Origin of the sequence: Pseudoalteromonas sp. T1lg122 (assembly GCF_002964825.1) — a bacterium.
Taxonomy (GTDB): Bacteria; Pseudomonadota; Gammaproteobacteria; order Enterobacterales; family Alteromonadaceae; genus Pseudoalteromonas; species Pseudoalteromonas gelatinilytica.
Genome location: NZ_PQCG01000032.1, coordinates 723,331 through 736,570, shown reverse-complemented (window position 1 = coordinate 736,570; position 13,240 = coordinate 723,331). Strand labels below are relative to the sequence as shown.

The following is a 13,240-nucleotide window of genomic DNA, read 5'->3' as shown; positions in this document are numbered from 1 at the left end:
TCCCTTGTTATAAGTAAGCCCTTTACGTCCAGGCGGTATTATTATACTTCACGGTGGGCATAGTAAATTATTGTACCCTTTTTGGGAAGTGTTTGTTTTACAGAAAAGTTACAATTAATCAGGGTAACGGTCTTTAATCTCTAAGAAAAGTGGTAAATTTTCAAGTAGTAAGTCGACTAGAATTGGATCAAAATGTTTCGCGCGCTGGTCTTTTATTAATAATAGTGCCTCATCTAATGGCCACGCTTTCTTATAACAACGGTCGCTACAAAGCGCATCAAACACATCAGCAAGGGCGGTAATGCGGCCAACAATATTAATATCGTCACCAATTAAACCTTGTGGATAGCCTGAACCGTCCCACTTTTCATGGTGTTGATAAGAAATTAAAGCGCCGCATGTCAATATCTCGTTACTTGAATTTTTTAATATTTCGTAACCAATTTCGGCATGGGTTTTCATTATTTCCCATTCATCATCAGTCAGTTTGCCCGGTTTATTCAATATGCTGTCGGGAATGCTAATCTTACCAATGTCATGCAGTGGTGAAGCAAGCTTAATGATTTCACATTGAAATGGGTTAAGCTCTGAAAGCTGTGCCAGTAACTCGCTGTATAATGCAACACGCTTAACATGAGAGCCTGTTTCTTTAGAGCGCTTTTCAACCGCCTCACCAAGAATATAAGACAACTCTTTTTGCGACTCTTTCACCATTTCTCTGAGCTTTAAGTTGTCGTAGGCGAGTGCAATATTGTTGGCATAAAACTCTAACAGCTGATGCTCTGTTGGCTGTAACTTACTGCCTTTGTGAACATAGAGCATGGTTTCAAGACCCGCTTTGGTAGGGAAGTAACCAATATAATCATTACTTGTTTTCAGTGATGATTTTCGCTCGTGGGCATCTATAAATAAGTTTTTTACTTCGTCAGGAATGGTGTTTTGCTTTGGTGTAGGACCCACGCCAGAGGCGGCAAGCAATTGAAAATCTTTTGCTGGTGACGATTGTAGATTAACGGCCGCAGCACAATAAATTTGCGTGTCATTAATCCCCATCACATTAGTCACATGACTTAAAATTGTTGAAGCAAATTCATGAACACTGTCACATTTTAAAAAGTTAGCAGATGCATTAATGATCTGTTCAAGGCCATGTTTGTGGCGGTCAATAATTTGAATATCGCGGTGTGCTCTTAACGCCGAGTAGAGCAGGGTTTTAATTTTAATCGCGGTGAGCTCAGTTTTGTTTTTATAATCATTGATGTCGTAATCGCGGATAATCGCTTCTTCAGGGGCTTCACCTGGCTGACCTGTGCGTAGTATTAAGCGAATATCGTGGTTTTCTATTTCATCGCGAATGTATTGAATAAGTTCAAGACCAGCATGGTTGGTTTCCATGACTACATCAACAAGAGCGACAGAAAATGGAATGTCTTTTTTTAGAAACTCTTTTGCTTCGGCAGCAGAATAGGCGTCATAAAAGCGCAGACTTTTATTTTCAAAAGTAAACCCAGCTAATACTAGTTTCGTAACTTGGTGAATATCTTCTTCATCATCAACAACAAGAATATGCCAGTATTCAGGTTCTTCAGTTTGTACATTATTTTCTTCTAACTGTTCTTCAGAAAATAAGAAATCATCCACAAAAACACCACTTATTGTTGTATCTCATACAATAAGTATAGAGGCAGAAATTTACTCTGCCTTATCTGAAACTGGTTTTTTTTCGATATTCTTCAATTCGATTTCAATAGCATCACATGAAATGTGAATCTCATACAAAGAGGTGAGAAGCGACAAGGCTAAGCACGCGAGGCTGATACCAAATAAAATGATACCTGTGGTATTAAATTCGATGAATAATGCAAACATTGATAAGGTACACATTAAAAAAGAGGCAACACCATAAACCTGCATTACGCGAATTAATTTAATGCGTTTTCTTAAATTGGTAATTTGCGCAACAACCAATGGGCGGATACTTTCTCCTTCACGTGCATTGAGTTCTCGAATAAGCTGAGCAAGCACTAAAAAGCGATTAGTGTAAGCAAGTAACAGTAAAGAGATCGCAGGGAATAACAATCCCGGTGTTGTTAAAGTCATGTGGCTACCTTGAAATAAGCATTGCAGCGAAGTTAGTTGCTATCGTAGTTTAGGATTTAAAGATAGAAAAGTAAAAGGGAAGTGATTTGCAAAACAATAATTTAAATCAACCAGCCAAGCAGGACCCATTCGCTTGGGTGAAAGTGTTTCAGGCTGAAAACGGCTTAGAAGCAAACATTATTAAAGGGCTTTTAAAAAGCAAGGGAATTGAATCGCAACTACAAGGAGAGCTTTTACAAGGGGCGCTTGGGGAAATCCCATTTGAACAAACAGGGGTTGATATACTTGTTTACGCATTAAAAGAGCGCCAGGCGCAAGAAATATTGCTAAACTACCGGCAATTAAAACAATCGGCTCCTGACTGGGTATGCCCAAAATGTCATGAGCTTAACGGAGCAACATTTGAAATATGTTGGTCTTGTGGGACTGTAAAGAATGACGAAAGCGAATAATTTTCAACGTATTAGAGAATTAAACTATTTGCAAAAAGCGGTGTTAGGCGGGGCATTACTTGAACGTATGCTGCCTAACTATAGCTTGTTTAGTGAAGCAACTGGGTTTGGTGATGCCGCGGTATTTCGTAGTGCACTAAATGTGTGCTGGGAAAAAATCTTACTGCCAAAAAGTAAGATTAGCCTTGAAAAGCAGATTGAGAAAATTGAACCAAATGTACCGGAGCTGAGCGACTTTGATATGTTTGGGACTTATCCAGCAATCGATACAGCAACCGCTTTATTAGGTATGTTGCATGGGTTGATTGCAAAAGATGAACAAGAGTTCTTGAGCATCAGTAAAATTTCACAGGCCTCGGTGGCACGCTTCATAGAGTACCAACTAACGGTTGATGGTGAAGTAGCAGATAACAAAGCCGTACGTGAACACCCTTTAATGCAATACGAAATTGATGTACTTGCTGAGCTTATTGATTTTGTAGAGCAAATGGGCCGAATTACCTCAGAGAACGTAAAAGAGCTTAAGCAGCTGGCGGTATCTGACGGTCAAACCAACATTGGTATTGCAATTTAATATTTAGTAATGCGTGTTTTCGCTGTAAAATGCGCGTTTGTTTTTTCTTGGCGGAGTAATTGATGCGAATTTTAGGTATTGAATCATCATGTGATGAAACAGGTATTGCCATTTATGATGATGAACAAGGCTTATTAGCACATCAACTGTATAGCCAAGTAAAAGTACATGCTGATTACGGCGGTGTGGTACCTGAACTTGCTTCACGGGATCACGTGCGTAAAACCTTACCTTTAATTGATGCCGCCTTTGCACAAGCGGGCTGTGGCCCAGAAGACTTAGATGGTATTGCTTACACCGCAGGCCCTGGACTTGTTGGGGCGCTCCTTGTGGGTACTTCTATTGGTCGCTCATTGGCCTATGGTTGGAATATTCCAGCCGTTGCTGTACATCATATGGAAGGTCACCTACTTGCGCCAATGCTTGAAGAGGACAAACCTGAGTTTCCGTTTATCGCACTATTAGTGTCAGGCGGTCATACTATGATGGTTAAAGTATCTGGCATTGGTGAATACGAAGTATTAGGTGAGTCAGTTGATGACGCCGCAGGTGAAGCATTCGATAAAACCGCGAAGTTATTAGGTCTTGATTACCCTGGCGGCCCACGTTTAGCAAAACTTGCAGAGCAAGGGTCGCCTGAGCGTTTTGTTTTCCCGCGCCCGATGACTGATAAACCAGGCTTAGATTTTAGCTTTAGTGGTTTAAAAACAGCGGCATCCCTTGCGATTCGTGATAGCGATGATGATGAACAAACTAAAGCTGATATTGCTCATGCATTCCAAACAGCAGTTATTGATACCTTAATCATTAAATGCAAACGTGCATTAAAACAAACCGGTATCAAACGTTTAGTGATTGCTGGTGGTGTGAGTGCTAACGTGCAACTGCGTGCGCAACTTGAACGAGTAATGCAAGGCATGAAAGGGCGCGTGTATTACCCGCGCACTGAGTTTTGTACAGATAACGGTGCAATGATTGCTTACGCTGGTATGCAGCGTTTGAAAGCCGGTCAATTTGCAAGCCTCGATATGAAAACTAAGCCGCGCTGGCCTATTGATTCACTCGAAGCCTTATAACTGCTCGCTATTCTTGTTCAGGGGCTTTTTTCTTAGCCCCTACTTTAGGTTCTTCCCCTGCCATCAAGCGAGTAATATTTGCTCTGTGACGGAAAATTATCAGTATGGTTAAAAAGGTAACAGGCAAGGTATACAAAGGTTTTATCCACCACGTATAAAGAGGTGCTAATGAAACCGTAACCAGAGCCGCAAGTGATGAATAACGCGTGATAGCAACAATTAAGATCCACGTTGCAATCAACATCCCACCTAGCGATAAACCAATCGGTAATAACGTGCCAAAAGCGGTCGCGACGGCTTTACCACCTTTAAAACTAAAAAACAGTGGATACATATGGCCTAAACAGGCAGCCACACCAATTAAACCTAACATTAGAGGGTCTATTTTTAAAAAGTAGGCACCCCAAACAGGAATGGTTCCTTTTAAAATATCAAAGACAAGAACTAAAACAGCGGGGACTTTACCACCAAGGCGATAAACATTTGTAGCACCCGGGTTATTCGATCCATGACTGCGTGGGTCTGGTAGTTTAAACAGCCGTGATACAAGGATAGCGGAAGAGACCGATCCCAGTATGTAAGCTAAAACTAACATTAAAACTTCTAACACGCGCTTCCTTATTTTTTAATCTGCACTTTTGGGCTATCATTGGCGGCAAAACCATCTGCCGCTCTCATCGAGTAGTATGTAAGCACCATATTGCAATGCATCTATCCGTTATTGTAGGGGTAATTTTTATATATTAAAACACTATGACAGCTTATACAGCGCATTATTGAAATCAATAAGCGTTTAGGATGAGTATTGTTTTTAATATTTATGTCACTTGGAGTATCAATGGACAAGGTATATATATCACAACTGCACGTAGACACCATCATTGGCGTGTATGATTTTGAAAAAGAAAGTAAACAAAGCCTGTATTTTGATATTGAAATGTTATGTGATATTTCAGCCGCAGCGGCAACGGATGATATTAATTTAGCCCTTGATTATGCCAAGGTGAGTGAGCGAGTGATTGAGCACACAACAGCAAAACCTGTTGAGCTGCTTGAGACTTTAGTTGAGCAATTAGCTGCATTGATCCTGGCTGAGTTTACGACCAACCAAGTGACTATTCGTGTTAGTAAACCAGCCGCAGTGCCACAAGCGCAAACTGTGGGAGTTGAGATCACCCGTCGTAAGGCAAACTAACATGGCGCAAATATTTATTAGCCTAGGCTCTAATGTCAACAAAGAGCATTATCTTCGACAAGCGCTTATTGCCTTAAAGCCTTATTTTCCTGACTTTATACACTCGTCTGTTTATGAAAGTGAAGCGGTGGGGTTTGCAGGTAACAATTTTTATAATTCAGTGGTTGCAGCAAAAACCGATATGCCATTAGCTGAACTCTGTAAACTACTGAAAAAAATTGAACTTGAGAATGGCCGTACCCGCGAGGATAAAAAGTTTAGCCCGCGCACATTAGACCTTGATTTATTGTTTTATGATGACATTATCTGTGATTCGCCTGCGCAGTTACCGCGGGATGAAATAACCAAAAATGCGTTTGTATTACAGCCTCTTGCTGAAATAGCTCCCGACTTTTTTCACCCTGTAGCTAAGCTAACTTTGGCTGAGTTATGGAATAATTATAACAACCCACAACAAAAACTATGGAAGGTGGAGTTTTCTAACCCATGAGTATTATAGAGATAATTGTTTTAGCCTTAATTCAAGGATTGACTGAGTTTTTACCTATTTCGAGCTCAGCTCATTTAATTTTACCCTCACAAGTTTTAGGTTGGCATGACCAAGGCTTAGCATTTGATGTTGCGGTACACGTAGGTACGTTAGGTGCGGTGGTACTGTATTTTCGTAAAGAAGTGGTGGATATTCTCGGCGCTTGGTTTAAATCATTTGGCTCACAAGGAGCAACCGATGATAGTCGTTTAGGCTGGTGGATTATTGTAGCGACTATACCTGCATTATTAATTGGTTACCTATTCAAAGATTTTGTTGAAAGCTACTCGCGTAATGCATGGGTTATAGCCACCTCAACCATCGTATTTGGTTTGTTACTTTGGTATGCCGACGTAAAAGCAAAGCAAGTTAAGAATATTTACCAAATAAACTTTTTTAGCGCGTTATTGTTAGGGTTTTCGCAAGTTCTCGCTATGGTTTTCCCTGGAACATCGCGTTCAGGTATTACCATTACTGTGGGTTTAATGCTGGGCTTAAACAAGCAAAGCGCTGCACGTTTTTCATTTTTAATGTCAATCCCTGTGATTGCCGCAGCAGGTTCATATTATGTGTATCAGCTTGCAACAGCGGGCGAGGCAATTGATTGGCATGCTATTTTACTAGGCGCAGGTTTATCATTTGTGTCGGCTTATGCATGTATTTTCTTTTTCTTAAAAGTGATTGAGCGCATGGGCATGATGCCATTTGTTATCTACCGCTTACTATTAGGTGTAGGTTTGTTTGCGTTCTTAATGCTGTAAAATAAGTATTCACCTTAATTCGAAAAACACCTCAGATTGAGGTGTTTTTTTATGTTGGCTATTTGGCAAAAGTCTATTGCCGTGTAGTAATGGTAAGTAAAGCTTATATTTGGCATTATAACGCCTTACTTATCTCTTATTCATTTTGCTCAGGACAGTAGATGCATATTCATATTCTTGGAATTTGTGGCACCTTTATGGGGGGAATTGCCGCAATCGCTAAATCGTTAGGTCACACCGTGACAGGCTCTGATCAAAATGTGTACCCGCCGATGAGCACGCAATTAGAAGAGCTAGGTATTACACTCACCCAAGGTTATGACGTTGCCCAACTAGAACCCGCGCCAGATATGGTCGTCATTGGTAATGCTATGAGTCGAGGCAACCCTTGCGTTGAATACGTACTAGATAAAGGCTTGCCTTATACTTCAGGCCCAGAATGGTTAAAGCATAATTTATTGCAAAACTCGTGGGTTTTAGCTGTTGCAGGTACCCATGGTAAAACGACTACAGCCAGTATGCTGGCATGGTTACTAGAATACGCAGGAATGAAACCGGGCTTTTTGATTGGCGGTATCGTACAAAACTTTGGGGTGTCAGCCCGTGTTGGCGAAACGCCATTTTTTGTTATTGAAGCGGACGAATACGACACGGCGTTTTTCGATAAACGCAGTAAATTTGTTCATTATTTACCGCGCACCTTAATTCTAAATAATCTTGAATTTGATCATGCTGATATTTTTGAAGATTTAAACGCAATAAAGAAACAATTTCACCACTTGATGCGTACATTACCCTGTAGTGGCAAAGTGATCTGGCCAAGCCAAGACGAAGCACTACAAGATGTGATTGAACGTGGCCTTTGGAGCGAGAGCGAAACACTCTCGGGTGATTGGGATTACCGTTTACTTAAAGCTGATGGTAGCGAGTTTGAAGTGCTATTAAATTCACAAGTGCAAGGTGTTGTCAGCTGGCAAGCCATGGGTGAGCACAATGTCAAAAATGCCATTATGGCCATTGCAGCAGCCAGACACGTCGGTATCGCGGTATCTGTCAGTATTGCAGGCTTAGCTGAGTTTATCTCTCCTAAGCGCCGTATGGAGCTTAAGGCCGACATTAACTCGATAAAAGTGTATGACGACTTTGCCCATCATCCAACGGCAATTAAAACAACCTTAGCAGGGCTACGTGCAAAAGTAGGCACTGATAAGATCATTGCTATTTTAGAGCCTCGTTCAAACACTATGAAAATGGGTGTGCATCAACAAACCCTAATTGATTCACTCGATGCAGCAGATGATGTGTATTTATTTGAGCCAGAAAATTTAAACTGGTCGCTTAAAGAATATGCAGACAAAGCCGGTATGCATTGCATGAAAAGCACTGAGGAAATCATTACTCAGGTTGTTGGCAACAGTGCGCCGTCACAACATATTTTAATTATGAGTAATGGTGGTTTTGAAGGTATTCATCAGCGTTTAATCTCTGCTCTTGAACAAAACTAACCAGTATACGGAGCTTAACTGTATGCAATTTAAAGATAAAATAACGTTAGCTTTTAGCGGTGCTTCAGGTGCTCCCTATGGCTTACGGTTACTAGAGGTATTACTTGAACAGCAGTTTCAGGTGTATGTACTGATCTCAAGTGCGGCAAGAGTGGTGCTTGATACTGAATCGAATATTAAACTTTCAGGCAACGAAGACAAAGCGACAGAGCAGCTTAGTACACTTTTTAACGCTGCCCCTGAGCAACTCAAAGTATTTGGTAAAGACAACTGGTTTAGTCCTGTTGCATCAGGCTCAGCTGCGCCGAAAAAAATGGTGGTTTGTCCGTGTAGTGCAGGTTCAGTGTCTGCAATTGCGGTCGGTGCGTCAGATAACTTACTTGAACGCGCTGCTGACGTGGTGATTAAAGAACGTGGGCAATTAATTTTAGTCCCGCGTGAAACGCCATTTAGCGAAATTCACCTTGAGAACATGCTGAAGCTAGCAAAGCTAGGCGTAACCATTATGCCTGCAGCTCCGGGGTTTTATCATCAACCAGAGCAGATTTCAGATCTGGTTGATTTTATGGTGGCGCGAATTTTAGATCATTTAAACATTGAACATACTTTGACGAAACGTTGGGGTTATGGAGAGGGCAAACAGTGAGCGAAAAAATGATCGCATTAAATATTGAAGGCCTAAAAAAGGTTTATAAAAATGGTGTTGAAGCCGTAAAAGGCATTGATTTACAAGTTCAGCAAGGCGATTTTTTTGCTTTACTTGGACCAAACGGTGCAGGTAAATCAACCACCATTGGTGTTATCTCATCGTTAGTGAACAAAAGTGCTGGTCGGGTTCAGGTGTTTGGTCACGACATTGATACAGACCTTGAAGCTGCTAAGTCTGAACTAGGCTTAGTGCCGCAAGAATTTAATTTTAGTCAATTTGAAACACTGAACCAAATTTTGGTTAACCAAGCGGGCTATTATGGTGTACCAAGAAAGCTGGCGCATGAGCGTGCTGAAAAGTATCTAAAGCAACTAGGTTTATTTGAGAAAAAAGATAAGCAAGCGCGTACGCTGTCAGGTGGTATGAAGCGCCGTTTAATGATTGCTCGTGCACTGATGCATGAACCTAAATTACTTATTTTAGATGAGCCAACAGCCGGTGTTGATATTGAGCTACGCCGCTCTATGTGGGATTTTCTTCGCGAGATTAATAAGCAAGGTGTGACCATCATCTTGACTACCCATTATCTAGAAGAAGCTGAGCTGTTATGTAAAAACATCGCTATTATCGACAGTGGTGTGATTGTTGAAAACACTACCATTAAAGCGCTACTTGCCAAGCTTGATAAAGAAACCTTTGTACTGGATTTAAAGCAACCTGTGCAGCCAATTAGCATCGACGGTTACAAATACACACTCACTGATGATCACACTTTAGAAGTTGAAGTGGCGAAGTCTCAGGGCTTAAACCAAGTATTTAGTGCGCTGACTGAACAAGGTAATACTGTGCTGAGTATGCGAAATAAAGCAAACCGATTAGAAGAGCTGTTTGTAGGCTTATTAGAACAAGGGCGAGGCGAATAATGTTTAGATATGGAGTAGCGCTAAAAAGTATTTGGATCAAAGAGTGTATTCGCTTTTTACGTATTTGGGTGCAAACCTTAGTTCCACCTGCAATCACGATGAGCCTGTATTTTGTGATTTTTGGTAATCTGATTGGTTCTCGTATCGGTGATATGGGTGGCTTTACTTATATGGAGTTTATTGTCCCGGGTCTGATTATGATGTCGGTGATCACCAACTCTTACTCGAATGTTGCTTCTAGTTTCTATTCGACTAAATTTCAAAAAAGCATTGAAGAGCTATTAGTTGCGCCAGTGCCCAATTACATCATTGTACTTGGCTACATGGGCGGTGGCATGACACGAGGCATGCTGGTTGGCTTAATTGTTACCTGTGTTTCTTTGTTATTTGTTGATATTCAAATTCATAATATTTTTGTGATTATGGCAACGGTTATTTTAACGTCGGCTGTGTTTGCGTTAGGCGGTCTTATCAATGCAATTTATGCTAATAGCTTTGATGATATTAGTATTATCCCGACCTTTATTTTAACGCCGCTGACTTATCTCGGTGGGGTGTTTTACTCTATCACCTTGTTGCCAGAATTTTGGCAAGGCGTATCGCAAGTAAATCCAATTATTTATATGGTGAATGCATTTAGATATGGTTTCTTAGGTGTGTCTGATGTCGATTTATCGGTAGCATTTGGTGTACTTGGTTTATTTATTGTAGGTTTATTTACGTTAGCATTAACCCTTATTAAACGTGGTGTGGGGCTTAGACATTAATGACGGATGCAAATTCGAGAAGTATTGTATCGAATCAACCTGGCTTACATGAAAAGCTAGACGAAATTGTTTTAAAGCACTTAAGTGCTGAATTTAAAAAGCCGATTGCAGAGCATACGCAAGCGGCTTTTGATCAGGTTAACGAGAAGGTGCAGGCGTTTAAGGGGCCGCTCATTCTTGATTCGTGTTGTGGTGTGGGTGAAAGCACCGCTAACTTAGCAAAACGTCACCCCGATGCACTGGTGATTGGCATTGATAAATCATCACATCGTTTAGACAAGCATGATATCGAGTACAAGCAAACGGATGCAGGGCAGTACATTTTAGTACAAGCTGATTTAAACGACTTTTGGCGTTTAGCCGTGGCTGCAAACTGGCAACCTAGTCATCATTATTTGTTGTATCCAAATCCTTGGCCAAAAGCAAAGCACTTGCAAAGACGCTGGCACGGCGCTGCAATTTTTCCGTATATCGTTAAATTAGGCGGTCGCTTAGAGCTTAGAAGTAACTGGGATATATACGTTAAGGAATTTGCCCGCTCATTAGAGCTTGCAGGGCATAAGTGCGATGTTGAACTATACGAAAGCGATACTGCAATTACCCCATTCGAACGTAAATATTGGGCCAGTGGTCAACAAAGTCACCGCCTGGTGATCAACCTTTAATGAATATAGGGAGTCGGTGGTGCAAAGTGACTCCCTTGCATTAAAGTCACACCCGCGCGAGCTAGTGCGTCTGCGATTTGCTCGTTATCAACTTGCTCAGCAATCACTTCAAGTTTAAGTTGCTGAGCATATTTCACCAAGTTCTCAATAAACAGATAGTTATCGGCATTGATATGAATTTGGCTGACCAATCCTTTATCAAGCTTAAGACCATCAATTTCGAGCTTTCTGATATGGGGCAAGTTTGAAAAACCCGCGCCAAATTCATTAATAATAACCTGAGCGCCTTTATTTTTTAGGGTATTAATAAACGTTTTTACTTCACTAAAGTAAGCGATAGCATCACGCTCATAAAACTGAAAAATAATATTATGGGGCTGCGGGTAGCGCCTTAGTTGTAACTCTAAAAACTCGCTTAAACTAGGATCGAGAATATCTTGCGCAGTAATATTAATGCTCCAGCGCACATTGGTTTTTCTAAATTGCTCGATGCAACGGGTAAACATGGTACGTCTTAAAAGGCCATCCATCCGTGAGCGCTTTAGTACCATCATAAAGTAATCTGGTGCATGGATACGGCCCGTGGCACTGGCCATTCTGGCAAGGCATTGATAATGGTCAATCTGTTTGCTCTGGTTGTCATAGACAGCTTGAAAATAAGGAACAATGCGATTGTTATCGAAAGCTTCTTTTACTTCTTTGGCAAGGGTTACGTTACTTCTAAATCGCTCTTCAACTTGTTTAAAGACATTTTCATAACGCACAATACGCTGGTTATTTAGCTTTGCTTGTTGCAGCGCAACATGGGCATTTTCAATCAGCATTTGCTTATTACCGGTGGCAATACCTGCATACAAGCTCACGTAAATATAAGGCTCTTTTAGTGCTGGAATTGCATGGTTAAAGGCCGTTATTACATCATCGATATTGCGCTCATCACTATGCGTTCTTAATAGCGCAATTTTATTGGTTGCTAAACGATAAACAAACCCTTCGCCTGGCATTCGTGATTGAAAATAGCTAAGTAGGTTTGCCATTACTTTATCGCTCACTTGCGTGCCATAAAAACTGCTAATGTCTTCTAACTCATTAATGGCAATAACGGCCAGTTCCATGCGGTGTTTAGTGGTTTTTTTTATGTAGTATTCCAGCGCAACATGGTTCGCAAAGCCGGTACGGGCATCCGTAGAGAGCGAGCGTTTCAGTTGTAAAAAATACAGCCCTGCAATAAGTGCAGCGATAAAGAAAAAGAAGCAGCCGGTGATCATTGCGCGTGTAACACTATGCTGCAGCTGCTGATTCAAATCACTAATGGTTATGTCGGCACCAGTGATATAAGTGTGGCCATTATTATCGACAAAAGTCACAAAAATACTTTTAAAATAGCCCCATTGATCTTTTGAGATCTCAAAGACTGGTTCAGTCGAAAAAAAGGCTTCTTTATTAAGTTCAGTTGCTTCTGGGTAGGCATCTAGAAACTGGGTAACGCGGCCATTGTTTTGATCTTTTTGCGTGTAACTAGAGGCGCTAAAGTAGACTTTGCCGTCGCGCAGTACCATTGCGTACACATAGGCTAATTGCATTTGTTTTGCATACTCAGATAGAGCACGGCTTTTTTCTTTATAGGTTGCCGCAGAGACTGGTAACCCTGCATTCACTATATTGTGGTAGTCATCACCGAGGATATGTTTGACACTGACCGCAGCATTAAGCAATTTGCTATCGATATTTTCCATGATCTCACTGCGGGTGGTTTCATAGGTGTAATAGATATAGCCAAATAAGCTTATAAAAAATGCGGCGAAGCCATATAGCAGCCAGCTGGTTTTTTGCATTCCTTTGGGCATAGAGGTTCCCTTAGCAGTTATCATTTGATTATACTCAAAAAATGCGGGGCTGATAGTAGAAAATGCCCGCAAATTTCATTAACTGATCACTTTTTTGTCATCGAAATTAGGGCTTTTTTGCTTTATGCGAGACATTTTCGTGATATTCCAGTAAAGTTAGCCAATTTCGTAGAAACAGTGCTGCAAAAGTGCTCACC

General features: G+C 41.0%; 15 protein-coding genes. 11 read left to right on the top strand and 4 right to left on the bottom strand.

Translation table 11 applies throughout. The features are described 5' to 3' along the window. Positions 1-114: 114 nt before the first annotated feature. Both C2M33_RS15760 and C2M33_RS15755 read right to left on the bottom strand, forming a co-directional pair. Positions 115-1,641, bottom strand: coding sequence for a response regulator (locus tag C2M33_RS15760; protein WP_063703096.1), 1,527 nt, complete (start codon positions 1,639-1,641; stop codon positions 115-117). Between the two features lie 51 nt (positions 1,642-1,692). After that, the gene (locus tag C2M33_RS15755; protein WP_054560956.1) at positions 1,693-2,100 is read right to left on the bottom strand and encodes a DUF2721 domain-containing protein; all 408 of its coding nucleotides are present in this window, start codon (positions 2,098-2,100) and stop codon (positions 1,693-1,695) included. An 86-nt stretch (positions 2,101-2,186) separates the two neighbouring features. On the opposite strand from C2M33_RS15755, the gene C2M33_RS15750 reads away from it, so the two are divergent. The 3 genes from C2M33_RS15750 to tsaD all read left to right on the top strand — a co-directional run bounded on the left by C2M33_RS15750 (position 2,187) and on the right by tsaD (position 4,202). Further along, a complete protein-coding gene (locus C2M33_RS15750) occupies positions 2,187-2,552 on the top strand; it encodes a putative signal transducing protein (protein WP_054560955.1) in 366 nt (121 codons plus the stop codon). After that, positions 2,536-3,126 (top strand): YjaG family protein, encoded by a 591-nt coding sequence (locus C2M33_RS15745; RefSeq protein WP_063703099.1) that lies wholly within the window; start codon positions 2,536-2,538, stop codon positions 3,124-3,126. Before C2M33_RS15750 ends, C2M33_RS15745 begins: the two co-directional genes overlap by 17 nt. Before the next feature lie 62 nt (positions 3,127-3,188). Then, entirely contained in the window at positions 3,189-4,202 is a 1,014-nt protein-coding gene (gene tsaD / locus C2M33_RS15740) for a tRNA (adenosine(37)-N6)-threonylcarbamoyltransferase complex transferase subunit TsaD (protein ID WP_063703101.1), read from the top strand. 7 nt (positions 4,203-4,209) lie between these two features. Here the strand turns inward: tsaD and plsY are convergent, their stop codons facing one another. Then, positions 4,210-4,812, bottom strand: a complete 603-nt coding sequence (gene plsY / locus C2M33_RS15735) for a glycerol-3-phosphate 1-O-acyltransferase PlsY (protein WP_063703103.1) — start codon at positions 4,810-4,812, stop codon at positions 4,210-4,212. Positions 4,813-5,040: 228 nt separating this feature from the next. Between plsY and folB the strand changes: the two genes are divergently transcribed. From folB to trmB, 8 genes are all read left to right on the top strand, one after another. Further along, positions 5,041-5,397, top strand: coding sequence for a dihydroneopterin aldolase (folB, locus tag C2M33_RS15730; RefSeq protein WP_063703105.1), 357 nt, complete (start codon positions 5,041-5,043; stop codon positions 5,395-5,397). 1 nt (position 5,398) lies between these two features. Then, positions 5,399-5,887 carry a 2-amino-4-hydroxy-6-hydroxymethyldihydropteridine diphosphokinase gene (gene folK, locus C2M33_RS15725; RefSeq protein WP_063703107.1) on the top strand — a complete coding sequence of 163 codons (489 nt, stop codon included), beginning with the start codon at positions 5,399-5,401 and terminating at the stop codon, positions 5,885-5,887. After that, complete coding sequence (locus tag C2M33_RS15720; protein WP_063703109.1) at positions 5,884-6,687, top strand: undecaprenyl-diphosphate phosphatase; 804 nt, start codon at positions 5,884-5,886, stop codon at positions 6,685-6,687. Before folK ends, C2M33_RS15720 begins: the two co-directional genes overlap by 4 nt. A gap of 161 nt (positions 6,688-6,848) precedes the next feature. Further along, positions 6,849-8,192, top strand: a complete 1,344-nt coding sequence (gene mpl / locus C2M33_RS15715; protein ID WP_063703111.1) for a UDP-N-acetylmuramate:L-alanyl-gamma-D-glutamyl-meso-diaminopimelate ligase — start codon at positions 6,849-6,851, stop codon at positions 8,190-8,192. Positions 8,193-8,214: 22 nt separating this feature from the next. Further along, positions 8,215-8,838, top strand: a complete 624-nt coding sequence (locus C2M33_RS15710) for a flavin prenyltransferase UbiX (protein ID WP_062568736.1) — start codon at positions 8,215-8,217, stop codon at positions 8,836-8,838. A gap of 8 nt (positions 8,839-8,846) precedes the next feature. After that, positions 8,847-9,764, top strand: a complete 918-nt coding sequence (locus C2M33_RS15705; RefSeq protein ID WP_442793150.1) for an ABC transporter ATP-binding protein — start codon at positions 8,847-8,849, stop codon at positions 9,762-9,764. Next, positions 9,764-10,531, top strand: coding sequence for an ABC transporter permease (locus tag C2M33_RS15700; protein WP_063703120.1), 768 nt, complete (start codon positions 9,764-9,766; stop codon positions 10,529-10,531). The genes C2M33_RS15705 and C2M33_RS15700 overlap by 1 nt, the downstream gene beginning before the upstream one ends. Continuing rightward, entirely contained in the window at positions 10,531-11,196 is a 666-nt protein-coding gene (gene trmB / locus C2M33_RS15695; RefSeq protein WP_063703125.1) for a tRNA (guanine(46)-N(7))-methyltransferase TrmB, read from the top strand. The genes C2M33_RS15700 and trmB overlap by 1 nt, the downstream gene beginning before the upstream one ends. On the opposite strand, the gene C2M33_RS15690 is transcribed toward trmB, so the two are convergent. Beyond that, the gene (locus C2M33_RS15690) at positions 11,193-13,043 is read right to left on the bottom strand and encodes a bifunctional diguanylate cyclase/phosphodiesterase (protein ID WP_105174868.1); all 1,851 of its coding nucleotides are present in this window, start codon (positions 13,041-13,043) and stop codon (positions 11,193-11,195) included. The genes trmB and C2M33_RS15690 overlap by 4 nt on opposite strands. Positions 13,044-13,240 lie beyond the last annotated feature (197 nt).

Coding starts and splice junctions, on each gene's coding strand:
- C2M33_RS15690 (WP_105174868.1), bottom strand. CDS start 13,043: ATGCCCAAAGGAATGCAAAAAACCAGCTGGCTGCTATATGGCTTCGCC.
- C2M33_RS15705 (WP_442793150.1), top strand. CDS start 8,847: ATGATCGCATTAAATATTGAAGGCCTAAAAAAGGTTTATAAAAATGGT.
- C2M33_RS15755 (WP_054560956.1), bottom strand. CDS start 2,100: ATGACTTTAACAACACCGGGATTGTTATTCCCTGCGATCTCTTTACTG.
- folK (WP_063703107.1), top strand. CDS start 5,399: ATGGCGCAAATATTTATTAGCCTAGGCTCTAATGTCAACAAAGAGCAT.
- folB (WP_063703105.1), top strand. CDS start 5,041: ATGGACAAGGTATATATATCACAACTGCACGTAGACACCATCATTGGC.
- mpl (WP_063703111.1), top strand. CDS start 6,849: ATGCATATTCATATTCTTGGAATTTGTGGCACCTTTATGGGGGGAATT.
- C2M33_RS15700 (WP_063703120.1), top strand. CDS start 9,764: ATGTTTAGATATGGAGTAGCGCTAAAAAGTATTTGGATCAAAGAGTGT.
- C2M33_RS15745 (WP_063703099.1), top strand. CDS start 2,536: ATGACGAAAGCGAATAATTTTCAACGTATTAGAGAATTAAACTATTTG.
- trmB (WP_063703125.1), top strand. CDS start 10,531: ATGACGGATGCAAATTCGAGAAGTATTGTATCGAATCAACCTGGCTTA.
- tsaD (WP_063703101.1), top strand. CDS start 3,189: ATGCGAATTTTAGGTATTGAATCATCATGTGATGAAACAGGTATTGCC.
- C2M33_RS15710 (WP_062568736.1), top strand. CDS start 8,215: ATGCAATTTAAAGATAAAATAACGTTAGCTTTTAGCGGTGCTTCAGGT.
- C2M33_RS15720 (WP_063703109.1), top strand. CDS start 5,884: ATGAGTATTATAGAGATAATTGTTTTAGCCTTAATTCAAGGATTGACT.